At 61.5% G+C, this 25160-nt stretch carries 23 protein-coding genes; 9 read left to right on the forward strand and 14 right to left on the reverse strand.

What is annotated here, in order from left to right; genetic code table 11:
* Nucleotides 1-31: 31 nt before the first annotated feature.
* The gene (gene ffh / locus L1F06_RS18990) at nucleotides 32-1408 is read right to left on the reverse strand and encodes a signal recognition particle protein (protein WP_129481713.1); all 1377 of its coding nucleotides are present in this window, start codon (nucleotides 1406-1408) and stop codon (nucleotides 32-34) included.
* A gap of 157 nt (nucleotides 1409-1565) precedes the next feature.
* Here ffh and L1F06_RS18995 point away from each other — a divergent pair, with 157 nt between their 5' ends.
* Together L1F06_RS18995 and L1F06_RS19000 are read left to right on the forward strand one after the other, a co-directional pair.
* A complete protein-coding gene (locus tag L1F06_RS18995; RefSeq protein ID WP_003246164.1) occupies nucleotides 1566-2366 on the forward strand; it encodes a cytochrome C assembly family protein in 801 nt (266 codons plus the stop codon).
* A gap of 10 nt (nucleotides 2367-2376) precedes the next feature.
* Nucleotides 2377-3663 (forward strand): HlyC/CorC family transporter, encoded by a 1287-nt coding sequence (locus tag L1F06_RS19000; protein ID WP_003246165.1) that lies wholly within the window; start codon nucleotides 2377-2379, stop codon nucleotides 3661-3663.
* On the opposite strand, the gene L1F06_RS19005 is transcribed toward L1F06_RS19000, so the two are convergent.
* The 5 genes from L1F06_RS19005 to L1F06_RS19025 are packed head-to-tail and all read right to left on the reverse strand — an operon-like array spanning nucleotide 3635 to nucleotide 6903.
* Nucleotides 3635-4369 carry an SGNH/GDSL hydrolase family protein gene (locus tag L1F06_RS19005; RefSeq protein ID WP_129481714.1) on the reverse strand — a complete coding sequence of 245 codons (735 nt, stop codon included), beginning with the start codon at nucleotides 4367-4369 and terminating at the stop codon, nucleotides 3635-3637. The two genes, L1F06_RS19000 and L1F06_RS19005, sit on opposite strands and share 29 nt — an antisense overlap.
* Nucleotides 4366-5547, reverse strand: coding sequence for a formate-dependent phosphoribosylglycinamide formyltransferase (purT, locus tag L1F06_RS19010; RefSeq protein WP_129481715.1), 1182 nt, complete (start codon nucleotides 5545-5547; stop codon nucleotides 4366-4368). The genes L1F06_RS19005 and purT overlap by 4 nt, the downstream gene beginning before the upstream one ends.
* 21 nt (nucleotides 5548-5568) lie before the next feature.
* Entirely contained in the window at nucleotides 5569-5769 is a 201-nt protein-coding gene (locus tag L1F06_RS19015) for a DUF1289 domain-containing protein (RefSeq protein ID WP_003246171.1), read from the reverse strand.
* The gene (locus L1F06_RS19020; protein WP_012019464.1) at nucleotides 5762-6286 is read right to left on the reverse strand and encodes a gamma carbonic anhydrase family protein; all 525 of its coding nucleotides are present in this window, start codon (nucleotides 6284-6286) and stop codon (nucleotides 5762-5764) included. The genes L1F06_RS19015 and L1F06_RS19020 overlap by 8 nt, the downstream gene beginning before the upstream one ends.
* Before the next feature lie 11 nt (nucleotides 6287-6297).
* Nucleotides 6298-6903 (reverse strand): CoA pyrophosphatase, encoded by a 606-nt coding sequence (locus L1F06_RS19025; RefSeq protein ID WP_003246173.1) that lies wholly within the window; start codon nucleotides 6901-6903, stop codon nucleotides 6298-6300.
* Nucleotides 6904-7054: 151 nt separating this feature from the next.
* Here L1F06_RS19025 and L1F06_RS19030 point away from each other — a divergent pair, with 151 nt between their 5' ends.
* Nucleotides 7055-7609 carry an NUDIX hydrolase gene (locus L1F06_RS19030; RefSeq protein WP_003246176.1) on the forward strand — a complete coding sequence of 185 codons (555 nt, stop codon included), beginning with the start codon at nucleotides 7055-7057 and terminating at the stop codon, nucleotides 7607-7609.
* Nucleotides 7610-7630: 21 nt separating this feature from the next.
* A complete protein-coding gene (locus L1F06_RS19035; protein WP_129481716.1) occupies nucleotides 7631-8134 on the forward strand; it encodes a L,D-transpeptidase family protein in 504 nt (167 codons plus the stop codon).
* Between the two features lie 46 nt (nucleotides 8135-8180).
* Here the strand turns inward: L1F06_RS19035 and L1F06_RS19040 are convergent, their stop codons facing one another.
* From L1F06_RS19040 to purL, 3 genes are all read right to left on the reverse strand, one after another.
* The gene (locus L1F06_RS19040; protein ID WP_003246179.1) at nucleotides 8181-8498 is read right to left on the reverse strand and encodes a YqfO family protein; all 318 of its coding nucleotides are present in this window, start codon (nucleotides 8496-8498) and stop codon (nucleotides 8181-8183) included.
* Between the two features lie 155 nt (nucleotides 8499-8653).
* Entirely contained in the window at nucleotides 8654-8923 is a 270-nt protein-coding gene (locus L1F06_RS19045; protein ID WP_177491006.1) for a CDGSH iron-sulfur domain-containing protein, read from the reverse strand.
* Between the two features lie 386 nt (nucleotides 8924-9309).
* Nucleotides 9310-13206, reverse strand: coding sequence for a phosphoribosylformylglycinamidine synthase (gene purL, locus L1F06_RS19050; RefSeq protein WP_129481717.1), 3897 nt, complete (start codon nucleotides 13204-13206; stop codon nucleotides 9310-9312).
* Nucleotides 13207-13371: 165 nt separating this feature from the next.
* On the opposite strand from purL, the gene mltF reads away from it, so the two are divergent.
* Complete coding sequence (gene mltF, locus L1F06_RS19055; RefSeq protein ID WP_012019469.1) at nucleotides 13372-14838, forward strand: membrane-bound lytic murein transglycosylase MltF; 1467 nt, start codon at nucleotides 13372-13374, stop codon at nucleotides 14836-14838.
* Nucleotides 14839-14840: 2 nt separating this feature from the next.
* Here the strand turns inward: mltF and L1F06_RS19060 are convergent, their stop codons facing one another.
* Genes L1F06_RS19060 through L1F06_RS19070 form a run of 3 tightly spaced genes read right to left on the reverse strand, consistent with a single transcriptional unit; the run spans nucleotide 14841 to nucleotide 17229 of the window.
* The gene (locus L1F06_RS19060) at nucleotides 14841-15308 is read right to left on the reverse strand and encodes a hypothetical protein (protein ID WP_129481718.1); all 468 of its coding nucleotides are present in this window, start codon (nucleotides 15306-15308) and stop codon (nucleotides 14841-14843) included.
* A 20-nt stretch (nucleotides 15309-15328) separates the two neighbouring features.
* Nucleotides 15329-15805 carry a tRNA adenosine(34) deaminase TadA gene (gene tadA / locus L1F06_RS19065; protein ID WP_096825748.1) on the reverse strand — a complete coding sequence of 159 codons (477 nt, stop codon included), beginning with the start codon at nucleotides 15803-15805 and terminating at the stop codon, nucleotides 15329-15331.
* Nucleotides 15806-15858: 53 nt separating this feature from the next.
* Nucleotides 15859-17229, reverse strand: coding sequence for a multicopper oxidase family protein (locus L1F06_RS19070; RefSeq protein ID WP_129481824.1), 1371 nt, complete (start codon nucleotides 17227-17229; stop codon nucleotides 15859-15861).
* Nucleotides 17230-17408: 179 nt separating this feature from the next.
* Here L1F06_RS19070 and L1F06_RS19075 point away from each other — a divergent pair, with 179 nt between their 5' ends.
* Nucleotides 17409-17879 carry a hypothetical protein gene (locus tag L1F06_RS19075; RefSeq protein ID WP_129481719.1) on the forward strand — a complete coding sequence of 157 codons (471 nt, stop codon included), beginning with the start codon at nucleotides 17409-17411 and terminating at the stop codon, nucleotides 17877-17879.
* Between the two features lie 2 nt (nucleotides 17880-17881).
* On the forward strand, nucleotides 17882-18397 hold the full coding sequence (locus L1F06_RS19080) for a hypothetical protein (RefSeq protein ID WP_129481720.1): 516 nt from the start codon (nucleotides 17882-17884) through the stop codon (nucleotides 18395-18397).
* A 61-nt stretch (nucleotides 18398-18458) separates the two neighbouring features.
* Here the strand turns inward: L1F06_RS19080 and L1F06_RS19085 are convergent, their stop codons facing one another.
* Nucleotides 18459-19085, reverse strand: coding sequence for a hypothetical protein (locus L1F06_RS19085; RefSeq protein WP_129481721.1), 627 nt, complete (start codon nucleotides 19083-19085; stop codon nucleotides 18459-18461).
* A gap of 772 nt (nucleotides 19086-19857) precedes the next feature.
* Between L1F06_RS19085 and L1F06_RS19090 the strand changes: the two genes are divergently transcribed.
* On the forward strand, nucleotides 19858-20127 hold the full coding sequence (locus L1F06_RS19090) for a hypothetical protein (RefSeq protein ID WP_129481722.1): 270 nt from the start codon (nucleotides 19858-19860) through the stop codon (nucleotides 20125-20127).
* Entirely contained in the window at nucleotides 20124-20420 is a 297-nt protein-coding gene (locus L1F06_RS19095; protein WP_129481723.1) for a LasR-specific antiactivator QslA, read from the forward strand. Before L1F06_RS19090 ends, L1F06_RS19095 begins: the two co-directional genes overlap by 4 nt.
* 165 nt (nucleotides 20421-20585) lie before the next feature.
* Here L1F06_RS19095 and L1F06_RS19100 read toward each other — a convergent pair whose 3' ends face one another.
* Complete coding sequence (locus L1F06_RS19100) at nucleotides 20586-25148, reverse strand: hypothetical protein (protein ID WP_129481724.1); 4563 nt, start codon at nucleotides 25146-25148, stop codon at nucleotides 20586-20588.
* Nucleotides 25149-25160 lie beyond the last annotated feature (12 nt).

Genomic DNA, 25160 nt, shown 5'->3' on the forward strand with positions numbered 1-25160 from the left:
TCCGCCCGGCCATCGACCGGGGCGCAGGCCTTCAGAATTTCGGCATTCCGCCGCCGGGGAACATGCCACCCATGCCGCGCATCATCTTGGCCATGCCACCCTTGGCGGTGAATTTCTTCATCATCTTCTGCATCTGCTTGTGCTGCTTGATCAGCCTGCCGATGTCCTGCACCTGAGTGCCGGAGCCCAGGGCGATGCGTCGCTTGCGCGAGCCGCTGATGATGTCCGGGTCGCGGCGCTCGGCCGGCGTCATCGAGTTGATGATCGCCTCCATCTGCTTGAACTGCTTCTCGGCCGCGCCCTGGGCGTTGCCCATCTGCGACAGGTTGACGCCACCGATGGACGGCAGCTTGTCCATCAGGCCGCCGAGACCGCCCATGTTCTTCATCTGCTGCAGCTGATCACGGAAGTCTTCGAGATCGAAGCCCTTGCCCTTCTTCAGCTTCTTGGTGAGTTTCTCGGCCTTTTCGCGATCGAGGGTCTGCTCGGCCTGCTCGATCAGGCTGAGCACATCGCCCATGCCGAGGATGCGCGAGGCGATACGATCCGGATGGAAGGGCTCGAGCGCATCGCTCTTCTCGCCCATACCGATGAACTTGATCGGCTTGCCGGTGATATGGCGCACCGACAGCGCAGCACCGCCACGGGCATCGCCGTCGACCTTGGTCAGCACCACACCGGTCAGCGGCAGCGCGTCGCTGAACGCCTTGGCGGTGTTGGCGGCGTCCTGACCGGTCATGGCGTCGACCACGAACAGCGTCTCGACCGGCTTGACCGCCGCATGCAGGGCCTGGATCTCGGCCATCATCTCGGCATCCACGGCCAGGCGACCGGCGGTATCGAGGATGACCACGTCGATGAACTTCAGCTTGGCTTCGCGGATCGCTGCGTTGGCGATGTCCACCGGCTTCTGGCTGGCATCGGAGGGAAAGAAGTTGACGCCCAGGTCGCCGGCCAGGGTTTCCAGCTGCTTGATCGCCGCCGGGCGGTAGACGTCGGCGGACACCAGCAGCACCGACTTCTTCTTGCGCTCCTTGAGGAACTTGGCCAGCTTGCCGGCGGTGGTGGTCTTGCCCGCCCCCTGCAGGCCGGCCATCAGCACCACGGCGGGCGGCGCCGCATTGAGCGACAGGTCTTCGTTGGCGGCGCCCATCAGCTCTTCGAGCTCGGCGCGGACGATCTTCACGAAGGCCTGGCCCGGGGTCAGGCTCTTGGACACCTCGGTGCCAACGGCACGCTCCTTGACCTTGCCGACGAAGTCCTTGACCACCGGCAGAGCCACGTCGGCCTCGAGCAGGGCCATGCGCACTTCGCGCAGCGTATCCTTGATGTTGTCTTCGGTCAGCTTGGCCTTGCCCGTGACGTTACGCAGCGTCTGGGACAGGCGATCGGTAAGATTTTCGAACATGCGCGTTCCTTCGATAGGGGCGACCCGGCGCGCCGGGTGTGCGACAGGCGGCGGATTATAGCGAAGTCGCCGAGCGGCCGACACCGCCGGCAGTCTTTCGTGCAGACGCCCTTCTGTGCCACACTCAGCGCCTTTCGGGCTCGCCTTACACGGATTTATGCACCCTTTGCTGCCCAGCCTCGCCGCCGCCCTCCTCTATGCCGGCGCCGCCGCTTACCAGGGTCTGCGCCTGACTCAGCGCAGCATTCCCGACAAACGTCTGCTCACGCTGCTCGGCGTGGCCGCGCTCTGCCTGCACGGCGTCAGCCTGTTCTACCAGCTGTACGGTGCCCATGGCCTTTATCTGGACTTCTTCAACGCCGCCAGCCTGATCGCCGGCGCGGTGATCGCGCTGATCCTTCTGGCCTGCCTGCGCATACCGGTGGAAAACCTGCTGCTGCTGCTGTTCCCACTCGGCACGCTGACCGTACTGGCAGCCGAGTTCATGCCCAGCGGCACCATCAACCCGATCAACGAGCACCCCGGCATCCTCGCCCACATCCTGTTCTCGATCCTGGCCTACGGCATGCTCACCATCGCCGTGTTCCAGTCGATCCTGTTGCTGCTGCAGGACCATCAGCTCAAGCACAAGCATCCGTCCGGGCTGATTCGCAACTTCCCACCGCTGCAGACCATGGAAAGCCTGCTGTTCGGCTTCCTCTTCGCCGGCTGGGCGCTGCTGTCGCTGTCGCTGCTGTCCGGCGCGCTGTACATCGATGATCTGTTCGCCCAGCACCTGGCGCACAAGACCATCCTCTCCTGCTTTGCCTGGGTGGTGTTCGCCGTGCTGCTGTGGGGTCGCCACCAGCTCGGCTGGCGCGGTCACAAGGCCATTCGCTGGACCCTGGCCGGGTTCTGCCTGCTGATGCTGGCCTACTTCGGCAGCAAGCTGGTACGCGAATTCATTCTGCACATCTGAGGCAGCCCTCGTGGACGACCTTCATTCGAGCTACCTGCTCGGCCTGCTGATCTTCCTGATTCTCTGCTCGGCGTTCTTCTCCAGCTCCGAGACCGGCATGCTCAGCCTCAACCGCTATCGGCTCAAGCATCTGGCCAAGGAAGGACACAGCGGCGCCAAGCGCGTGACCCGCCTGCTGGACCGCCCGGACCGCCTGCTGGGCACCATTCTGGTCGGCAACAACGTGGTCAACATTCTTGCCGCCTCCATCGCCACGGTGCTGGCGGTGGACCTGTGGGGCGAGGCCGGCATCGCCATCGCCACCGCCGGCCTGACCATCGTCGTGCTGATCTTCGGCGAGATCACGCCCAAGACCCTCGCGGCGCTGCGCCCGGAGCTGGTGGCCTTCCCCGCCAGCCGCGTACTGAGCCTGCTGCAGCGCCTGCTCTATCCGGTGGTGTGGCTTACCGGCGCGATCAGCAATGGCCTGCTGCGCCTGATCGGCGTCGACCCCGCGCAGCGCACCAGCGACAGCCTGTCCACCGAGGAACTGCGCAGCGTGGTGCGTGAATCGGGTTCGGAGCTGCCGAAGAACCGCCAGAACATGCTGCTGGGCATTCTCGACCTGGAGCGGGTCACGGTGGACGACATCATGATCCCGCGCAACGAGGTGGCCGGCATCGACCTCGATGACGACCTGGAAAGCATCGTCGGCCAGCTGCGCAGCACCCCGCACACGCGCCTACCGGTGTTTCGCGGCGACATCAACCAGATCGAGGGCGTGGTGCACATGCGCCAGATCGCCCGCCTGCTGACGCACAACCAGCTGACCAAGGAAGCGCTGCTGGCCGCCTGCCACGAGCCCTACTTCGTGCCGGAGAACACCCCGCTGTCGACCCAGCTGATCAACTTCCAGAAGCAGAAGCGGCGTATCGGCATCGTCGTCGACGAATATGGCGAGGTGATCGGCATCGTCACCCTGGAAGACATCCTCGAAGAGATCGTCGGCGACTTCAGCAATCAGGACAGCCTGCGCAGCCCCGATATCCACCCGCAGGAAGACGGCACCCTGGTCATCGACGGCGCCGCCTACATTCGCGAAGTGAACAAGATCCTCGGCTGGCACCTGCCCAGCGACGGCCCCAAGACCCTCAACGGCCTGATCACCGAAGCGCTGGAAAGCATTCCCGACAGCAGCGTGTGCCTGAAGATCGGCCCCTACCGCCTGGAAATTCTCCAGGCTGCGGAAAACCGCGTGAAGAGCGTGCGTGTCTGGCAGGTGGAGAAGGTCAAACCGGACGCTGCAGCGACGGAATGAGGCGTTCGGCCAGGCCATCGGCCCACTGCCGATAGCCCAATGCCGACGGGTGGTAACCATCCTCGGCCAGATAAGCCGGCTCGAACGGCAGATCCAGCACGCAGTGCAGCGCACCCAGGCGTTGCGCCAGGCCCTGCAGTTCGCGATCCAGCAGGCTGGCTCGCCACCCCATCAACTGCCGCAACAGCCAGGGCAAGGCGCTGAAGTGCTGCAACGGAGGCACGGCGCTGAACGCCACACGGCAGCCCTGCCCCTCCAGTGCCTCTGCCATTCCGGCCAGCGACTGCACCCAGCGCCTGCTCGTGGTGAGGTGAGTGGTGTCGTTGACGCCAAACACCAGCAGCGCCAGATCGGCCGGCTCGGCCAGCCCCAGTGGCAACAGGCGCTCGTGCGCCTGGGCCGCGGTGATGCCGTTCTCGCCACAGGCGCGCCAGCGCACCGGACGCCGGAGGCGCTCGGCCAGTGCGCCGGCCAGACAGCTGGCCAGCGCCAGATCGACACTTTCCACACCAACGCCGGCCACGGTCGACTCGCCAATCAGCAGCAGGCGCAGCGGCTCACCCGGCAAGTCCGCTCCGGCAACGCCGACAGGCTCGCCCTGGGCGATTGGCAGACGCAGTGCAGTACGCCGGGTATGCACCGCCAGCGGCAGCGCCAATGGCAGCAGTGGCACAGTCGCCAGCCACCACAGCGCGTGCCGGCTCACAGCTGCACGCGCACCGCTTGCGCGCTGCGCAGCGCCTTGGCCCGCGCCGCCTCGATGGATTCGTCACGTGCCAGCGCCACCCCCATGCGCCGCTGGCCCTTGACCTCGGGCTTGCCGAACAGACGCAACGCGGTGTCCGCCTCGCTCAGTGCTGCGCCGAGGTTGGCGAAGCTGGTCTGCTGCGAATTGCCCTCGACCAGTATCACTGCCGAAGCCGACGGGCCCATCTGGCGGATCAGCGGAATCGGCAGGCCGAGAATGGCCCGCGCATGCAGGGCAAATTCGGACAGTTCCTGGGAAATCAGCGTCACCAGGCCGGTGTCGTGCGGACGCGGCGAGACCTCGCTGAACCATACCTGATCGCCCCTGACGAACAGCTCGACACCGAACAGGCCACGCCCACCCAGGGCCTCGGTCACCGTCAGCGCCACGCGCTCGGATTCGGCCAAAGCCTTTGCGCTCATCGGCTGCGGCTGCCAGGACTCCTGATAGTCGCCGTTCTCCTGCCGGTGGCCGATCGGCGCGCAGAAGCTGGTGCCCCCAGCGTGGCGCACGGTCAGCAGGGTGATTTCGTAGTCGAAGTCGATGAAGCCCTCGACGATCACCCGCCCCTTGCCGGCACGGCCGCCTTCCTGGGCGTAGTCCCAGGCGCGCTGCAGATCGGCATCACTCTTCAGCACGCTCTGGCCCTTGCCGGAGGAGCTCATGATCGGCTTGACCACGCAGGGATAGCCGACGGACTTCACCGCGGCGGCGTAATCCTCGAAGGTGTCGGAGAAATGGTATGGCGAAGTGGGCAGGCCCAGCGTCTCGGCCGCCAGGCGACGAATGCCTTCGCGGTTCATGGTCAGTTGCGCGGCGCGCGCGGTCGGCACCACGTTGAAGCCTTCGGCTTCCAGCTCCACCAGGGTCGCGGTGGCGATGGCCTCGATCTCCGGGACGATATAGTGCGGCTGCTCCTGCTCAATCACCGCGCGCAGCGCCGCGCCGTCGAGCATGTCGATGACGTGGCTGCGGTGCGCCACCTGCATGGCCGGCGCATTGGCATAGCGATCCACGCCAATCACCTCGCAGCCCAGGCGCTGCAGCTCGATCACCACTTCCTTGCCGAGCTCGCCGCAACCGCACAGCAGCACACGGGTCGCCGAGGGCGACAGAGGGGTTCCAATACGGGGCATGAGTTTTCCTCGAACAGAGAATCAGGAAGGCGTCAGCAGATGGCCGCAAGCACGGGCGCGCTCCAGGCAGAACTGCAGTACCGCGCGGCGCTCGGCATTGTCCATGCGGCCCCAGCGGGTGATTTCGTCGGCCGTGCGCTGACACCCGATGCAGATGTCCTGCTCGTCCAGCGCACAAACGTGGACGCAGGGCGAACGCACCGGCTTTTCCACATCACTCATCGTCAGGCACCAGTTCGCGGGCATAGCGCTGGGCATTATGAACGTAGTGGGCGGCGCTGGCCTCGAGCATCTTCTTCTGCTGCTCGGTCAGTTCGCGCACCACCTTGCCGGGGCTGCCCATGACCAGGCTGCCATCGGGAATCACCTTGCCTTCGGGAATCAGGCTGTTGGCGCCGATGATGCAGTACTTGCCGATCTTCGCGCCGTTGAGGATCACGGCATTGATGCCGATCAGGCTGTAATCGTCCACCGTGCAGCCATGCATCATCACCTTGTGACCGACGGTGACGCCCTTGCCCAGGGTCAGCGGAAAGCCCATGTCGGTGTGCATGACGCTGCCGTCCTGCACGTTGCTGTTCTCACCGATATGGATCAGCTCATTGTCGCCACGCAGCACGGCGCCGAACCAGACGCTGGCACCGGCCTCCAGGCGCACCTTGCCGATCAGGTCGGCGCTTGGCGCGACCCAGCTGTCGGCGTGCAGTTCGACGCGGGACGATCCCAGACGGTATTTCATGACACGGACTCTCAACGCAGGTGAATGAAATGTTCGGGCGGCTGGTGCAGGGCAATCTGCGCATCGTCATAGAGTAGATTGACCAGCTCCACCACCATGATCGCGGTCAGCCCCCAGATGCGGAACTCGCCATAGGTGTAGGACGGCACGTACCAGCTGCGCCCGAGGTAGTCGATGCGATGGGTCAGCTCGCGTGGGTCGCTGCGAAAGAATTCCAGCGGCACGGAAAACACCGCGGCGATCTCGGCGTCATTGGCCTTGTATTCCACATAGTCGGGCACCAGCCCGACATAGGGCGTCACGTGGATGCCATGCCGCGACACCAGGCTGCTGAGCGGTCCGACCATCTCCACCAGCCCTGGCGGCAGACCGATTTCCTCCTCGGCCTCACGCAATGCGGTGTGGATCAGGTCGCGGTCTTCGGGATCGCGGCGCCCGCCCGGGAAAGCGACTTCGCCGCCATGCGTCGACAAACCGCTGGCGCGCAGGGTCAGCACCAGTTCAGGCTCGTCACTGCGGGTGATGGGGACCAGCACCGCCGCCTCGGGAAAGCTGCGCTCGGTCTCCAGAGGGCGTGGTCGATGGCCACGCACGCGATGGAGCAACTCATCCAGCATGGGCATACTCGGAATATTGTTCTGCCGGGCATCATGGCATGAAAGCGCCTGGGCGCCCAACCCCGAAGACAGGACGGTCCGGCCTCGATGGCGGGCTTGCCGGCCAGAATGCCGGCCTTGCAAGATTAGACGCAGCGACAGAGGACAGGGCATGAAATTCTGCAGCCAGTGCGGCAATCCGGTCAGCCGCATGATCCCGGCGGGGGACAACCGCCTGCGCCACGTGTGCGGCCACTGCGCCACCGTGCATTACGAGAATCCGCGCATCGTCGCCGGCTGTCTGCCGGTATGGGGCGAGCAGGTGCTGTTGTGTCGTCGCGCCATCGAGCCGCGCCGGGGTTACTGGACGCTGCCGGCCGGCTTCATGGAAAACGGCGAAACCGTCGAGCAGGCCGCCGCCCGCGAAACCCTGGAGGAGGCCTGCGCGCGGGTACGCGATCTCAGCCTCTATACCCTGTTCGATCTGCCGCATATCAGCCAGGTGTACATGATGTTTCGCGCCGAGCTGGTCGACCTCGATTTTGCCGTGGGCGAAGAGAGCCTGGAGGTGCGGCTGTTCACGGAGAGCGAAATCCCCTGGTCGGAGCTGGCTTTCCCCACCATAGGCCGTACCTTAGAATGTTTCTTCGCCGACCGTCGGCAGAACCTGTTCCCGGTACGCAACGAACCGCTGCAAGCCCTGCGCGCTCACTACCGACCCCGTTGACCCCTTGCCGAGAAGTACCCGATGCGCTGGTTGTTGCCCCTGCTCTGCCTGATCTTCAGCCTCGATGTCCTGGCCAGCACCACGCCGGTGACCAGCAGCCATGCAGTGGACAAGGTGCTGGTCCTCAAGTCGGAACGCAAACTGCATCTGCAACGACGCGGCGAGACCATCAAGTCGTACCGCATCTCCCTGGGCAAGCAACCCAACGGCGCCAAGCAACGCGAGGGCGACCTGCGCACACCGGAAGGTTTCTACTGGATCGACTGGCGCAAGCCGAGCGACAAGTACCAGCTGTCTCTGCACATCTCCTACCCCAACGCACGCGATCTGGCTCGGGCCAAGGAAGCCGGCGTACCGCCGGGCAGCATGATCATGATCCACGGCACGCCGCTGGACGAGGAATACCCGGAGTGGTTCTTCCATACCCTGGACTGGACCGAGGGCTGTATCGCCATGAAGAACGACGACATGCGCGAGGTGTGGAGCCTGGTCAAGGATGGCACGCTGATCGAAATCAGGCCTTGAGCCGCTGCATCGAAAAAGGCGCCGAGGGCGCCTTTTTCATATCGATTCAGAACTGCAGATCGGACAAACGCCAGACGTCGAAAGCCGGCGTTTCATAAGGGTGGCTCTTCTTCAGGGCCTTGACTGCGTCGTGGATCAACTCGTCGGCGACGACCATCTCCACTTTCCATTCGGCAACCTGCTCGATGCTGTCGACCTGGCCGATAAACGGCTGGCTACCTTCCAGAGCGCGGAACTGGCCCTGTCCGAGCACCTGCCAGCAGCAGTTGTCATAACGACCGATGCGGCCACCACCTGCGGCGAAAACCGCCTTTTTCACCGGCTCCAGGTGGGCTTCCGGTACATAGAAACACAGTTTGTACATCAAGTTCTCCGCAACGGGGCAACCGAACAACAGACAAGCCATGACGGCAACATGATGTCACTTTGACATGGGATTGTCTTGAGATCGCCCGCACAAAACTGCACGCAGCATTCAAGGATTCGCTGCTTTCGACTCGGGCGACAGGCGTGGCGTTCTCAGCGGCCAGAGAAAAAGCGTCGCCATTTGTCGGCCAGGCCGGGGGCCGGCGGGCTGTGGCTACCGTCGCAGTAGGGCAGGTTCGCGGAACGGCTGCAGCGGCATAGCAGCAGACGCTGCTCGCGCTCGGGGCGCAGCCCCAGAGATTGCTGGCAGTCGGGTGTGCAGTTCGGCATCTCGGGCGAATGCCCGCAGCGGCATAGGCGATGGGTCTCACCGGGTTTCACCAGGCGGACTTCGGGAAGGATGGGGAGAGGATCATCGGCCATGGCTGGGCCTATGTAGCTTGGATGGAATCCGGGTTAGTGGTGTGAGGGAAACTGCCCCGGATTGTTTCCGGGCTACGGACTCCACGATCGGCTCCCTCTCCCATTTATTGGGGGCACGCCTAGTGGAGAGGGCTGGGGAGAGGGTTCGATATTGGCCATAACGCCCTCTCCCGCCCTACCGATATCTCCGGTGTTATATCTGCAAGCTCAAGCTGAATCGGAGCGCGGCTTTTGCCCTCTCCCGCCCTTCGGGCACCCCGCTCCGCGCCCCGGCCTGATCGCTTCGCGATCAGGCGCTCATCGGCGCAGGAAGCAGTGCTTCCAAAGCGCGCCTCTTCGCCTCATAAATGGGAGAGGGTCAGCAGAAGGCCGCTACGCGGCCGTTGTTAATCCACCCAGACGCGGGCGTTGCGGAACATGCGCATCCAGCCGCCGTCTTCCTGCCACTCGTCCGGGCGCCAGGAGTTCTGCACGGCGCGGAACACCCGCTCCGGGTGCGGCATCATGATGGTCACGCGGCCGTCGCGGCTGGTCAGGCCGGTGATCCCGCGCGGCGACCCGTTGGGGTTGGCCGGGTAGGCTTCGGTGACCTTGCCGTGGTTGTCCACGTAGCGCAGGGCCACGGTGCCGGACAGATCGGCCTCCAGCAGCGCTTCCTCGCTTTCGAACTCGGCATGGCCTTCGCCGTGGGCGATGGCGATCGGCAGGCGCGAACCGGCCATGCCCTGCAGGAAGATCGACGCCGACTCCTGGATCTGCACCATGGCCACGCGCGCTTCGAACTGCTCGGAGCGGTTGCGCACGAAGTGCGGCCAGAACTCGGTGCCCGGAATCAGCTCGTGCAGGTTGCTCATCATCTGGCAGCCGTTGCACACACCGAGGGCGAAGCTGTCCTTGCGCTCGAAGAAGGCCTGGAAGCCGTCGCGGGCACGGGCGTTGAACAGAATCGACTTGGCCCAGCCCTCACCGGCGCCGAGCACGTCGCCGTAGGAGAAGCCGCCGCAGGCCACCAGGCCCTTGAATTCTTCCAGGCTGACGCGGCCAGCCAGGATGTCGCTCATATGCACGTCGATGGCGGCGAAACCGGCGCGGTCGAACGCGGCAGCCATTTCCACCTGACCGTTGACGCCCTGCTCACGCAGGATCGCCACCTGCGGACGCACGCCCTTCTTGATGTAGGGGGCGGCGATGTCCTGGTTGACGTCGAAGCCGAGCTTGACCGACAGACCGGGGTTGTCCTCCTCCAGCAGCAGGTCGAATTCCTGGTCGGCGCCCTGGGCGTTGTCGCGCAGGCGCTGGATGCGGTAGCTGGTTTCGGCCCACTGACGCTGCAGCAGGCGGCGCTCGCCGGCGAACACCGGCTCGCCATTGAAGCTGATGCTGACCTCGCTGTTGTTCACCGCCTGGCCGATCACGGCGACGCAGTCGTCCAGACCGGCGGCGCTGAACTGCGCCAGCACTTCCGGGGTGGCATCCTGGCGCACCTGGATCACCGCGCCCAGCTCTTCGTTGAACAGCACGGCCGGCAGCTCGGAAGCGTTATCAGCCAGCGCATCGAGATTCAGCGATAGGCCGCAGTGGCCGGCAAAGGCCATTTCCAGCACGGTGGTCAGCAGGCCGCCATCGGAACGGTCGTGGTAGGCCAGCAGGTGGCCGTCGGCGTTGAGGCCCTGGATCACGGCGAAGAAGGCCTTGAGGTCTTCGGCGTCGTCGAGGTCCGGCACCTGCTGGCCGATCTGCGCATAGACCTGCGCCAGGATCGAAGCACCCATGCGGTTCTGGCCGCGGCCCAAGTCGATCAGGATCAGATCGGTCTCGCCCTTGTCCATGCGCAGTTGCGGGGTCAGGGTCTGGCGGATGTCCTGCACCGGAGCGAAGCCGGAGATCACCAGCGACAGCGGCGCGGTCACGCTCTTGTCGACGCCCTCTTCCTGCCAGCGGGTCTTCATGGACATGGAGTCCTTGCCCACCGGAATGGTGATGCCAAGCTGCGGGCACAGCTCCATACCCACGGCCTTGACGGTGTCGTACAGGCGGGCGTCTTCGCCCGGGTGGCCGGCGGCAGCCATCCAGTTGGCCGACAACTTGATGTCGGACAGCTTGCCGATACGCGCCGCGGCCAGGTTGGTGATGGTCTCACCGACGGCCATACGGCCCGACGCAGGCGCATCCAGCAGCGCCAGCGGCGTGCGCTCGCCCATGGCCATGGCTTCGCCGGTATAGACGTCGAAGCTGGTGGCGGTGACGGCGCAGTCGGCCACCGGCACCTGCCAGGGGCCGACCATCTGGTCGCGCGCCACCAGACCGGTGATGGTGCGGTCGCCGATGGTGATCAAAAAGCTCTTGCTGGCCACGGCCGGGTGACGCAGCACACGGCCCAGCGCTTCTTCGATGTCGACGCTGGCGGCGTTGAAGTCATCGCCCTGCTCGGCTTCGCGGCTGACGCTGCGATGCATGCGCGGTGGTTTGCCCAGCAGCACCTCCAGCGGCATGTCCACCGGAGTGTTATTGAAGTGACTGTCGGTGACGGTCAGGTGCGGTTCGGCGGTGGCCTCACCGACCACGGCGAAGGGGCAACGCTCGCGTTCGCAGATGGCCTGGAAGCGCTCGAAGTCGGCCGCATCGACGGACAGCACGTAACGCTCCTGCGACTCGTTGCACCAGATCTCGTGCGGGGCCATGCCCGGCTCGTCGTTGGGTACCTTGCGCAGCTCGAAGCGACCGCCACGACCGCCGTCGTTGATCAGCTCCGGCAGGGCGTTGGAGATGCCGCCGGCGCCAACGTCGTGGATGAACTTGATCGGGTTGGCTTCGCCCAGCTGCCAGCAGCGGTCGATGACCTCCTGGCAGCGACGTTCCATTTCCGGGTTCTCGCGCTGCACCGAGGCGAAGTCCAGGTCGGCCGAGCTGGCGCCGGTGGCCATCGAGGAAGCAGCGCCGCCGCCCAGACCGATGAGCATGGCCGGGCCGCCGAGCACGATCAGCTTGGCGCCAACCGAGATCTCGCCCTTCTGCACATGGTTTTCGCGGATGTTGCCGAGGCCGCCGGCGAGCATGATCGGCTTGTGGTAGCCGCGCACTTCTTCGCCACGCGGGCTGTTGACCGCCTGCTCGAAGGTACGGAAGTAGCCGTTGAGTGCCGGACGACCGAACTCGTTATTGAACGCGGCGCCGCCCAGCGGGCCTTCGATCATGATGTCCAGCGCGCTGACGATGCGCTCGGGCTTGCCGTAGGGCTTTTCCCAGGGCTGGAGGAAATCGGGGATATTCAGGTTGGAAACCGAGAAACCGGTCAGACCGGCCTTGGGCTTGGCGCCACGACCGGTGGCGCCTTCGTCGCGAATCTCACCGCCGGAGCCGGTGGAGGCGCCCGGGAACGGCGCGATGGCAGTCGGGTGGTTGTGCGTCTCCACCTTCATCAGGATATGCACCGGCTCCTGCACCGCGCCGTACTGGCGGGTTTCCGGATTGGGGAAGAAACGCCCGGCGGTGAAGCCTTCGATGACCGAGGCGTTGTCCTTGTAGGCGGACAGCACGCCTTCGCTGTGCATCTGGTAGGTGTTCTTGATCATGCCGAACAGCGACTTGTCCTGGCTTTCGCCATCGATGTCCCAGCTGGCATTGAAGATCTTGTGGCGGCAGTGCTCGGAGTTGGCCTGGGCAAACATCATCAGTTCGATGTCGTGCGGGTTGCGCCCCAGGTCATTGAAGCTCTTGACCAGGTAGTCGATTTCGTCCTCGGCCAGGGCCAGGCCCAAGTCCTGGTTGGCCTGCTCCAGCGCGGCGCGGCCACCGCCGAGCACGTCCACGGCGGTCAGCGGCTTGGGCTCGGCGTGGCTGAACAGCGCGGCAGCATCCTCGAGGGCACTCAGCACCAGCTGAGTCATGCGGTCATGCAGCAGAGCGGCGACGGCGGCGCTGTCGGCTTCGCTCAGCTCGCCGCTGACGTAATAGGCGATGCCGCGCTCCAGACGCTGGATCTTGCCCAGGCCGCAGTTGCGGGCAATGTCGCTGGCCTTGCTCGACCAGGGCGAGATGGTGCCGAAGCGCGGAATGGTCAGAAACAGTTTGCCGCTGGGCTCCTGCACCGGCACGCTCGGGCCGTACTTGAGCAGCCGCGCCAGCACTTGTTCCTCATCGGCGTTGAGCACGCCGGTGACGTCGGCGAAATGCGCGAACTCGGCGTACAGCCCGGTCACGGCCGGCACCTTGCTGGTCAGTTGCTCAAGCAATTTGCCATGGCGGAAAGCGGAAAGGGCGGGAGCGCCGCGCAGAATCAACATCGTCGGAACAGCCTCTGGGAAGGAGATGCTAGGAGGCCGTGCATTCTAGCCTAAAGCCGCGTCTGCGGCACCTGTGCCGGGTGCTTTCGAGATGGGCGAGCGCTAGCAGAGAAGCGAAGCGCTGTCGAGATATGGCACTGCTGGCGCTTTGCGTATACTGCGCCGATGTTTGCACGACCTGCGATACGCATGCGTTGCGCCACAGGGCTGTTGGCGATTGGAACCCTCCTGATGCTCGCTGGCTGTGGCGAAGAACCCAAGCCCAGCGTACTCGAGCAGGTAAAGGCGGAGGGTGAGCTGCGCGTGGTCACTCGTAACAGCCCCGCCACCTACTTCCAGGACCGCAACGGTGCCACCGGTTTCGAGTACGAACTGGCCAAGCGTTTCGCCACCGACCTCGGCCTGGAGCTGAAGATCGAAACCGCCGACAACCTCGACAGCCTGTTTGCCAGCCTGGGCCACGTCGACGGCCCGGTGCTGGCCGCTGCCGGGCTGGTCGAGACACCGCAGCGCCAGCGCCAGGCCCGTTTCTCCGTACCCTATCTGGAAGTCACCCCGCAGATCATCTATCGCCAGGGCGAGACGCGCCCGACCAAGGCGGAGGATCTGCTCGGCAAGCGCATCCTGGTGCTGGCCGGCAGCAGCCATGCCGAACAGCTGGAAGCCCTGAAGCTGGAGCTGCCCGAGCTGACGTTCGAGGTCTCCGATGCCGTGGAGGTGGTCGACCTGCTGCGCATGGTCGACGAAGGACAGATCGACCTGACCCTGGTGGACTCCAACGAACTGGCGATGAACCAGGTCTACTTCCCCAACGTGCGCGTGGCCTTCGACCTGGGTGACACCAACACCATGCGCTGGGCGGTGGCCCCCGGCGAAGACGACAGCCTGCTGCTGGAAATCGATGCCTTTCTCGAGCGCTCCCAGGCCAACGGCACCCTGCAACGCCTGAAGGAGCGTTACTACGGCCATGTCGACGTACTCGGTTATGTCGGTGCCTACACCTTCGCCCAGCACCTGCAGCAGCGCCTGCCGCGCTACGAGAAGATGTTCCGCCAGGCCGGCCACGCCAATCAGATTGACTGGCGTCTGCTGGCCGCCATGGGCTATCAGGAATCGCTGTGGCAACCCAACGCCACCTCCAAGACCGGCGTACGCGGCCTGATGATGCTGACCCAGCGCACCGCGCAATCGGTGGGGGTTTCCAATCGACTGGACCCCAAGCAGAGCATCGACGGCGGCGCCCGCTACTTCGTGCAGATTCACCAGCAATTGCCGGAAAGCATCCAAGAGCCGGACCGCACCTGGTTCGCCCTGGCGGCCTACAACGTCGGCGGCGGCCACCTCGAAGATGCGCGCAAGCTGACCGAAGCCGAGGGGCTGGACCCCAACAAGTGGATGGATGTGCAGAAGATCCTGCCACGCCTGGCGCAGAAGCAGTGGTACAGCAAGACGCGTTACGGCTATGCCCGCGGCGGCGAACCGGTGCATTTCGTGCGCAACGTACGGCGCTACTACGACATCCTCACCTGGGTGACCCAGCCGCAGCTGGAAGGCACCCAGGTCGCCGAGAACGGCATCCACCTGCCCGGCATCGACAAGCGCACGCTGGACGAACAGACCCCGCCGCTCTGAACCTACAGCAGGTTCTGATTACCCACCGCGCAGCGACTCTGCGCACGCCTGGCCGCCGGCAAGCGGGCCAGGGTCGAGGCGCACTGCGCCTGACTGGGCATGCGCTCGACCTTGAGCTTGGCGTTCTCGTCGATCCCGATCAGATAGGGGTGCGAGTAGCGCGCACGATCATTCCAGCCACTGAAGCGCTGCGTGCTGAATACGCAGCGATAGTCCAGGTGGCCGGCAAAGCCCTGGAAGCGATCGCGCATGAAGATATGGTGATAACGCTGCCAATCGCGATCTCGCTGCCCCACGCGCACCGCTTCCTGGCAATCCTCCAGCGTGGTGATCTGCGGCTCATGCAGGAAAATGCTCTGCGCCAGGTTGGAGCCACCCAGCTGCACGGTGGCCAAGAGATACACATCCGCCTCATCCGCCACCGCCGACGCCGCGACCATGGCCAGCAGGCCCATCATCCGTTTCATCATGTTCCTTTCCTTTGCGGCGCTCAGCCCCGCCGAGCCTTGAAGAAATCCTTGAGCAGCGCCCCGCTTTCCTCGGCCAGCAGCCCCCCCTCCACCAGCACCCGGTGGTTGAGAAAGCCCTGGTCGAAGAACTGCCCCTGACTGATCGCCACCCCGGCCCGCGGCTCGCTGGCGGCGTACACCACACGGGCGATGCGCGCATGCACGATGAGGCCGGCGCACATGCTGCAGGGTTCCAGGGTGACATACAGCGTGCTGCCGGGCAGCCGATAGTTCTGCACGCTCTGCGCCGCAGCGCGGATCGCCACCATCTCGGCATGGGCACTGGGATCGTGACGCAGAATCGGGCAATTGAAGCCCTGCCCCACCACCTCGCCGTCCTGCACCAGCACCGCACCGACCGGCACCTCGCCCTGCTCCGCGCCCAGGCGCGCCTGCGCCAGCGCCAGGCGCATGAAGTGCTCGTCACGCGAGCGGTCGATGATCTGCGGTCTTTTCATGGCATCAATCCGTAGGGCGGCCAGGCGAAGCGGGCCGGAAAACGGCGCACACCCTACACCACTTCGATGGCCGCCATCAGCCCCGTCTCCATATGGTCGACCACATGGCAATGGAACATCCACACCCCGGGATTATCGGCGACCAGGGCGATGCGCGCCGTTTCGTTCTTGCCCAGCAGGTAGGTGTCGGTGAAATACGGAATGATCTTGCGCCGATCCGAACCCAGCACCTTGAAGGTCATGCCGTGCAGGTGGATCGGGTGCTGGTACTGCGCCATGTTGCGCAGCACGAAGATGTAGTGCCCGTTCTTCTTCAGCGTGGCGATGGGGCGATCTGCACAGGTCTTGTCATTGATGTCCCAGGCCTGGCCGTTGATCTGCCAGTACCTGTAGCTGCCACCACGCTCGACATCGCCGGACGGCGTCGCCGCCCACTCGAAGTTGAAACGCAGGGTCTCGGCGCGTGCCAGATCCGGCTCGGCGACGGGATTGGCCGGTAGCGGCGGCGGCCAGTCAGCCGCGCCCTCCGCGCTGGCAACGCTCCTAAACGTGGCGAGGCGCAGCGGACCATTGCGCAGGGGCAACTCCTGCCCAGGCGCCGGGACCCTGAGCGCCAGATCGATGCGCATGCCCGGCCCCAGCCAGTACTCCTTGCCCAGCGGCCGCGGCTGCACCGGATTGCCATCCAGGGCATAGATGCGCGCCTCGCCGCCCGGCAGGTTGAGACGGTAGGTGATGGTGTTGTCGACATTGATCAGGCGCAGGCGCACCACCTGCCCTGCTGGCAATTCGAGAGTCGGATTGGGCTGGCCGTTGATGGTGTTCAGCCGTCCGCGCGTACCTTCGCGCGCCGCCTGGCGCGGCACCAGAAACTCGCTGAAGGCGCCCTGCTCATCGATATGCCAGGTCTTCAGGCTCAGCGTGCGCTCATGGCGGAAGCCGGTCGGCTCGCGCTCCTCGACGATCAGCGGCCCCACCAGGCCACGCCCCAGCTGCTCGGCGCTGGCGGTATGCGGGTGGTACCAGAAGCTGCCGGCGTCATGGCAGATGAAGTCGTAGTCGAAGTATTCGCCCGGCAGTACCGGCGCCTGGGAGACGTAGGGCACGCCGTCCATCTCCAGCGGCAGACGAATGCCGTGCCAGTGGATGGTGCTCTGCACGTCCAGCTTGTTGATGAAGCGCACCCGCAGTCGCTCGCCCTGACGGCAACGCAGCTCCAACCCCGGCGCCTGGCCGCCATAGGCCCAGGCCGGCGTCTTCTGCCCCGGCACCAGTTCCAGATCCAGCGGCGCGGCGATCAGCTCGTAATCGTGCGTGGCAATATTCTCCGGACGCCCCAGCCAATAACGCACACCACCGACGCCCAACCCGGCTACACCCAGGCCAGCCAGCCCGGCGAGCACCTGCCTGCGGGTAAACGACATCTTCATCCTCAACTCGTGAGCATACTCAATTGCGGTATCTTCTCATTTTCATGGATAGCCAGACGAGCACCCTGACAAAGACAAATTGCCGCGGCAGATACTGCGAGATAGCGCCGATAAACGGCGGGGTTCAACAGGGTAAGATTGCCAAGGAATCAACAGGAAGCACTCATCAGGACATGGACAGTTTCTTCTTCGACGCCCCCTTGGGCATCATGATCGTGGCGATCACGCCACTGATCCTGCTTATGTGGATTGGGCTAATGGCCGCGTTCGGCGAGGCGATCTGGTCCGACTGCTACAGGCTTGGCCGGCCGCACGACATCGTGAAAGCGTCGATCATCGATCAAAAACTCGTAGAAGCACGTATCAGCGCTGGCAAAACCACGATGGTAAGCCTCAAGTACGTCTATCGCCTGCGTTACGAGTACGAACAACGCACCTACGAAGTTGAGCATCTCGTGTCCGACAAAGAACATGTCGAGCTCAACGAACAGGCCGGCACCTTTCTGCTTTACGTTCCCAAAGCGAACCCTGCCGATGCCACTCCCGAATCCCCAAACGCCGCATCGCCCTTCGCCGCAATGGCGCTGATGCTCATGAGCTACCTCATCTGGGAAGCTGCACCGACGCTGCTTACAGGGTACTGATCATGATCGTGCTCTTCATCCTGCTCGGCGGCCTGCTGTGGCTGATCAGCCTGCTGCTATTCGCCTTTGCCGCCTGGGCCTTTTACAAGCTGGCGCAGCTGCTCTGGGAAAAAATCCGCAGAGCCTTGCTGCGTCCAGGCACGGCGCAAATCACATCCTATGAAGTTTTCACACCCGACCTGGAAGACATTCACTTCCAGGACAGCCGCCCGCAAGTCCGCCTCGAGTTGGACTGCGAGCGACATGGTCAGCGCTTTCAGATATCCCTCGGCCCGCTGACGTGCGAGGAGTTGTTCCCCGCACTGGATCTGCCCGCACATCATGTCGCCTGCTGGCTGAGCGATGAGGATTGGCGCCAGATGCTGGAAAATCGCTGGATCACCATCGCCTGCGACTGGCAGCAGCGCAAAGCGATACTCACCAGCCAGATTCGAGAAGACAGACGCATGCTGCTGATCGGTTTTCTGAGCCTGAGCATGTTCGCCCTCCTGGTGACGCTGTCATTGCTGCAGAGCTGACTGTCCACGGAGCTACTCAAGGTATTCGCGGCCCGCCATCCACCCCGGCAGAGTTCTCCGTTCAATCGCACTCAGGTACCTGAGCCATGGTCATGCCGCCACCGAAATTGGCAATGGGCCGCATGACCAGACGACAACCGCCCTCTGCCTCCTGAACGCCTTGCGCCGCAAGGGATTCGCGCTTGACCCGATAATCGAAAGTCAGGGTAGTGCCGGCAGGCACACCGCCTTCCTCGCGCGCCGACGTGACACGCACCTCCAGTCGTACCTCAGTCGGGCTGAAAGTGCCGGAAAAGAGGAAGGTACGTCCGTCGCTGATACCGCCACCGCTGACACGCCCGTCGGCACTGATGCTCACCTGCACGTCACCCGGCTCGCTGCGCCAACCTGCATCGTCATAAAGACCTGGAATAGTGAGCTCGGTCTGCGTGGTGCTGTCCGGAACCTTGCCCCGCAGCTGCAGACTCGCCTTACCCGGCGCACTGCGCTCCAGCAATACGCTTCCCTTCCCGTAGTGGCTGTCCGGTTTGCCGGAGGGAGGTGCCACCTTGAAGTCGACTCGACCGGTGTAAGGGCGCTCGCCGAAAAGCTCAATTACATCCTGAGCCAAGCTGCAGGGAGCCACGGCCAGCAGCAGAGCGGCCAGGAAAGTGCGCGAGCACGAGGCAGATGGCGAGTTGACGGACATGAGCGCTTCCTTTTTGCCAAGTAAAAGCCTAACCCTAGCCAAAGCGCTCGGCGGACGACAGAAAACGCGCCACATACCCCGAAAAACAAAACCCCGGCAGCATGGCCGGGGTTTCGTCACACGAGCTAGGCTCGGAGGGTCATCATTCCCACTCGATCATCAACAAGCCGCCCGAACCCGCTTGGCTAAAGGGATTGGCTGAAATTGAAATGGGCCTTACCGCCACTTCTACCGTCAATCGCGCAGAGCTTTTACTGGCGCGGGAGACAGATCGATTTGCGGGGCGACGGCTCTACGACACCATCATCAATCAGCCCTCATATTATCCGTACCCTGCCACCGAGACGAGCCCGAACATGCCGTCGCCGAATCAGAGGCCGAGGCGTTACCCGTCTTCAATCTCAACTACGCCACAGTAGGTTGCCATCGTGAAACCCTCGGGCTAGAGTGCGCCCGTCGTGGTAAGTCCCACGACCGAGCGTGACAACTCGTGGAGCAAGGGCGCGGCAACGCCAAAGGTGATTAGCAGGCACGCAAGTGCTGGGCTAACGCTTTTCTATGGTGGGCCGTGCGGGGCAGGCTTTTGCCTGGCCGGTTCCCTTGGTTCCCGGTTGTCACCCCCGTGCGGTCCACCACCAATCCGCGTGACAACGGTTGGTAGTGGCTCCTTAATCGAACCAAGGAGCATAAGGAATGCGCTACCCACTTTTTACCCGAGAGCTCCGCCTTGGGCTGCTGGTCTTGCTGTCCACCTCTAATCTGGAGGTGTGCCATGGCTGAGTTCGAATCCTGCGTTGTACCTTTTCCACTGCAGCGAAGCCCGCTGCATGAATCCGAACGATCTCACCTAGCCTCTGAAGCTGCGGCTGAACTACGCGGCGTAATGCTCGGCAATCTGCTCGATCAACTGGCTGAACCTGACGGGCTGCAGCCGGCAGATCTACGTGTACGGATCGCTGCATATTCAGCCTTGGATCTGCTCGATGAGATGGTGGTGCTCTATCGCCGAGCCCTCTCCGAAGTACGAGGAGGTGCCAGATGAGCAAGGGCGTCATGACGTGCCTGCCACCTCACGATGGCCACCCAGGTGTAGAAATCATCTGGGCTGCCGACTGTAGGGAGGCGTTCAACCAGGGTGTGAAGCTGGCCCAGACCTGGCTCGACAACGCCCGCAGTGGATGGCTCTGGGCAGTGATGATCGCCGAGCGCGACTTACTGCCATGCGCGATAGAACGGAGAGCCTTCGAAGTGGGCTTCCTCAGCCGCGTCCACCAGCGCATATGCTCACACAGATGCTGTGGCCCGTCGGCCAACCCCCTTTCCCTGGAGCTGTAAAGCAGACGTACGTAAGCCGGCCTTGCCGGCTTACGCTAACAATAATATGCCAGCAAACTACAGGGAGAGCCCCACTGTACGGGGGCCAGATACAGGCCGAGAACGGCCAATAGCAGTCCATCCTTAACAAATGCCGTAAGAAGACTTAATCTATATCACGCACTGTTAGATCATGAGGTGTTTGCCCAAAGAAAGTTTCTTTTTATCTCCATATCCCGTGATAAAAATCCCTTCCGGAGTCTCTTGCCCCAGAAGAGTCTTCTCTCTGTTTTTGCCCTGCGCCTTAATGGCCTCACTTCTAACACTTCTTAGAAGAGGCGCGTAAGGCACCCACCTAGTGCCCTGTATCAGTTCAGTGGTTGTCCGTGCATCCATGCAAGTTTGAGCAATTATGAGACAACGCCAGAACTCCTCGGGAGAATGTGCACCGCACATATCTTTCACCCACTTTCGTCCCCATTGATCTGCTTCGTGTGCTGCCTTTGCTTTTTTTGCAGCCTCGCCGGTAATACCGCTGTCACCCATATGGCTCTCGATAACGCCAAGTAGCTGCTCAGATTGTAGAGAGAACCCGGCAACGGTAATCGCGTATGCCTGATCAAGCGTCGATGCGCTACGCGAATGCTGTTCAACAAAAGACCTAATGAAATTCATAGCACCAAACCGCTCAGCTGCGAGTACCTCTTGGGCAAGAATCTTGTCGTTGCCACATTGAAGAAGACGATCACGCCATAGCAACTCTATTTTTTGTGACGGTGCGCTTGACCAGATCGCTTCATGCTCAAGTGTCAAATCGTCTCCACGGTCATGGGCCACAACGCCCTGAACAGCTAAAGCTCGCTGGAAAAGAGCGATAGCCCTTTCGGAGGCGATTGTCGAAGCTATGTTAGCAACGATGAGCGCGACGCCTCTTAGCCATGAAAGCTCAGTGGCGCTCGCACACTCAAAGATATCGAGCATACGAAACAAGACCGTCGGATCTGCTCGGATTAGCAAATTTATGTCGTTAATGGTCAAGTTCTGGATAATGAGCTGAGCATCCGTATTGTTCAGCTTCTCCAAAAAAGTATTGGCGATTGCACGAAGCCGAGCTCGGTCCTTTTCGAAGCTCTCAATCCCTAGCATCCCTGAAGGCTCTTTCTGACGTGGAAATCGACTGTTGAGACGCTCTGTTTCATCGATAGAAAGTAAAGGAAACATACCAGAATCAACCGAGACAATAAAGTCAACAGCAGGAGGTTCAAGGCTCTGGGCTGCCCTCACTGCTCCTCGTAGACGATTTAAGAATGATTCAACCAGGGGCTTAAGCATCTCATCACCTACCCGCTCGGCAGCAATGAACCACGTTTCCGGGCTTATGCGCTTCAGTAGTGCATTATAAGGCAACTCCTTTCTGGCGGCGGCTTCCACAAGCAGGACAGAACCGAACCAACTCTCATACTTCGTAATGTCGGCTTCAAGCGCGGACCAACCACTTTGAGCATGGAAATCTCTAAGCTTCTTGAGGTTGTACTCAATTGTCATTTCAAAAGAAAGCGCCCGAATCACTGATGACTCTGATCTTTCGCAGCAAAGTAAAAGAGACTCTAGTTTCGGTGTGATTGGTGTATTACCGTGGCGCGCTGCAGCCAGAGTGCCGTAAATAGCGGCATCATCATGTGTATCTAACGCCGCCTGCAATACATTGCAAATTGCTTCAGCCGGCTGCGGCTTTAGGCTGGGAATAATTTTGAGAAGGTAGTCTGTCCCGAATGCAGGGTCAGTCATACAATCAAGTTGCTCTGATGATATGAGCTGGGGTGCGGCATAGCAGAATAGGCACATCCGCATAAAATCTCGCTCCCTCTCTGGGAGCTCTTCAAAAATGTCAGCACCAACTTCGGTCACTCTTGAAACTACCCGAAGTGCTAAGTCGCGGGTCATCAAAGGGGAAAACCTGGTGCCATTTAAGATCAATTGACGAAGTGGAAATGCAGCCCTAGTGAGCAGCCCAGATAGAATTTCACGTGCTTTGTCGGTAGCAATTCTTGGCTCAAACCGGCATACCACTGGGAGCAACTCTCGTAGATCGTAGTCTTCCGAGCTTTGCCCCATCGACAGCATGACCTTTTCGGGACTAATAGCGCGAAAAAGCTCTAAGCCCGCATTCATATCTGTTGGCTTGTTAGCGCCAGGATTAGCTACGTGCAGTTTACGCCACCCATCAAGCTCAGGCCAAATCCAGTGGGGACTCTCCTTACGTAGTTTTTCTACAATGGTGCTGGCCTCTATTGCAGCTGCTTCATCTCCAGTTGCATAGAGCATGCGTACAACCGTCCATTGACCAGACCTGGAGGTTTCTGGCGTTCGAAGCGGCTCAATTGCTTTGATGTACGCTGACTTAGCTGCGTCTCGATCTACGCTATTAAAAATAGTCAACTGTTGAAAAGCCTTGCGGGCGGATGCAACATCTCTATCAAGAGCAAAACCGAGGCCTAGCGCTATAAAGCTGTTTGAAAACCCAGCAAGCGGTCGTCCAGCAAGAAGATGAATCGCAAGGGTGAAAAGATTATTCACCTCACCAGAAACCTCAGTCATCTTCTCTAACAGGGTACTTTCGAACGGTGACAAGGTTAATAGTACGCTTTGAATTTCTCCCTGTGTCTTTTGGAGACGTTCCAAATCCTTATCATTATTTTGATTTGGGTAACGGTTCGTCTGCTCGACAGCGTCCTTGTTATAGCAATGCATCCAGCGGTGAATGAATAGCTCCGTTACTGGCCAGCCGTCATCTGAGCTGGCAATCTCAAATGCGGCATGAGTAAACCAGTCTTGGTTCAGGCGCCGCCCTCGCTCGAGGGTAATCACGCCCAGTGTTTTAAAGAACTCCGCTGGCTGGTTTTTGGAGATCTCGACAAACTCCTCGAAGCGTTGATCGCTAACGTTCTGGAGATGGGAAAATGCGTCGAGGAGTACGGAGAATATGGCTTCATCGAAACGAATCGGGTCTAGGGCGCAGACCATCAGTGCAGCGAACATGACATCCACGGTTCGATCCATCGCATGTATTGGATCAATTAGGTGAGTCATACGCTCACTAAGGGCTAAACCAGAGCCCTGTGCCTTCCACAGCTGATCAATCAATGTGTAACCGAGAGCGAGAGTCAACCCTTCCATGCGGAGCTCGTATGTGTCACCTGGACCTGGAAGACTTCTAAAGAACCGTGTTTCGATTACCGCAGTCGAGTCCACCTCAAATCTCAGCGGTGGCTCGCTTGGTGATGCTCTGACTCGCTCCAGTACTTCCTTGGCATGGTTACTGAGGCGCTTGGTTAGCTCAGATAGCGTCTCTGGTTCGAAGTTTTCTCGCTGCGAAGCCCGAAGGTGCTCCATGAGAATCCTGTCGGGAGTGAGACCTTTCCATGCAGTAGAACTATGATGAGGCAGGGTCGCTACCGCAACCCCAAGTAGGCGGGGGTTGAGAAGAGTTTCTAACGTAGCCTCATCAAGCCAATCAAGGCTGATGCCGTAATGGCCTAGCAATTGGTCGCGCTCATCCGGCGACCACACCGGCACATCAATTAACTTAGGTCGGAAGGCCAATCCGGGAGCAACGATCTTATGCCAAAACTGGGGCCGTACAGAGACGATTAAGCGTCCACCAATAGCCTGTAGCCGCTCCTGTAAACTGTTGAGAATTCTATCCCACCGCAATCTGTCTCGTTGGTTTATGCCATCGACAATGACAAGCACAGGAGATGAGGGGGGCTGGCTCTTCCAAGCAACAAGCCGGTGGCGCCATCTACGGCGGACTGCCTCATCAGACATACCACCGGTCTGTTGGATCAAGAGTTCAATGAGACTCTTGTCGAGTTCATTGGGCGCAATGCCCTCAAACTGCTCCGCGCTCGCAAAGATAGCTAGCCCCTCATGGTCACAGCAAATTTGCGCAGCAAGCCACGATTTGCCATGCCCCTCTCCCCCAGAAAGAATGACGCTCTGACCGCATTGCAAATACTCTTTCACCTGATTCCGCTGGGTTGCACGCAATGGCAGAAGCGTTGGTTGGGCGGTCACTGCAAGTGCCTGCCCCAAACGCTCCCTGGCAGTGTGCCCGGAGCTGAAAGAGCTTCTTCTCCACTCCTTGTTCGCCTCAGTTGAGCGCGCAGTAGCCAGGGTCGAAACGTTCAAGTCCGACCGGAGCTTCTGCAGCAGACAGCCAAACTCGGGGTGCTCCGATATTTCTTTGATCGATTTAGCGAGCTCGTGACGGTCAGGCTGGGGAACGCAATGCGTTAGCATAAAATCTATCGCAGACTCACCAGCGGCAGCGGTAGCGACAGCCAAAAGTGGTATGGGTTCAGCAGTCCAATCGAGTATCAGGGTCGAGATCGCGTTTTGATCACCGACCTCTTCCACGGCAGTCACCAATTGTGCGCCTACCTCAACTGTTGCACCAAGAATCCAAAGTCGATCAGCGGCACCGCTTTTTCGAGCAAGATCTACGATCTTTGTCAGTACTTCATTGCGGGGAATCGTCCCTGAGTATCGCTTGGCCTCGAAACTCACGGCGTCGCCTCGCAACGCTGAGTCACCATCCATCCCCCCCTGCAAGCCACTTACAGCTAGCCGAAAAGGAATGCCCGTCAAGCGAGTAAGAACAACTCTAAGGAACCCCTCAAAACCATCGGCACCTGCAGCTTTGAGAGCCCAAAGGGTGCTCTTAAGATTTGTTAGTGAGTCACTCATCACGTCCTCGGC

Source organism: Pseudomonas hydrolytica, from assembly GCF_021495345.1.
GTDB lineage: Bacteria > Pseudomonadota > Gammaproteobacteria > Pseudomonadales > Pseudomonadaceae > Aquipseudomonas > Aquipseudomonas hydrolytica.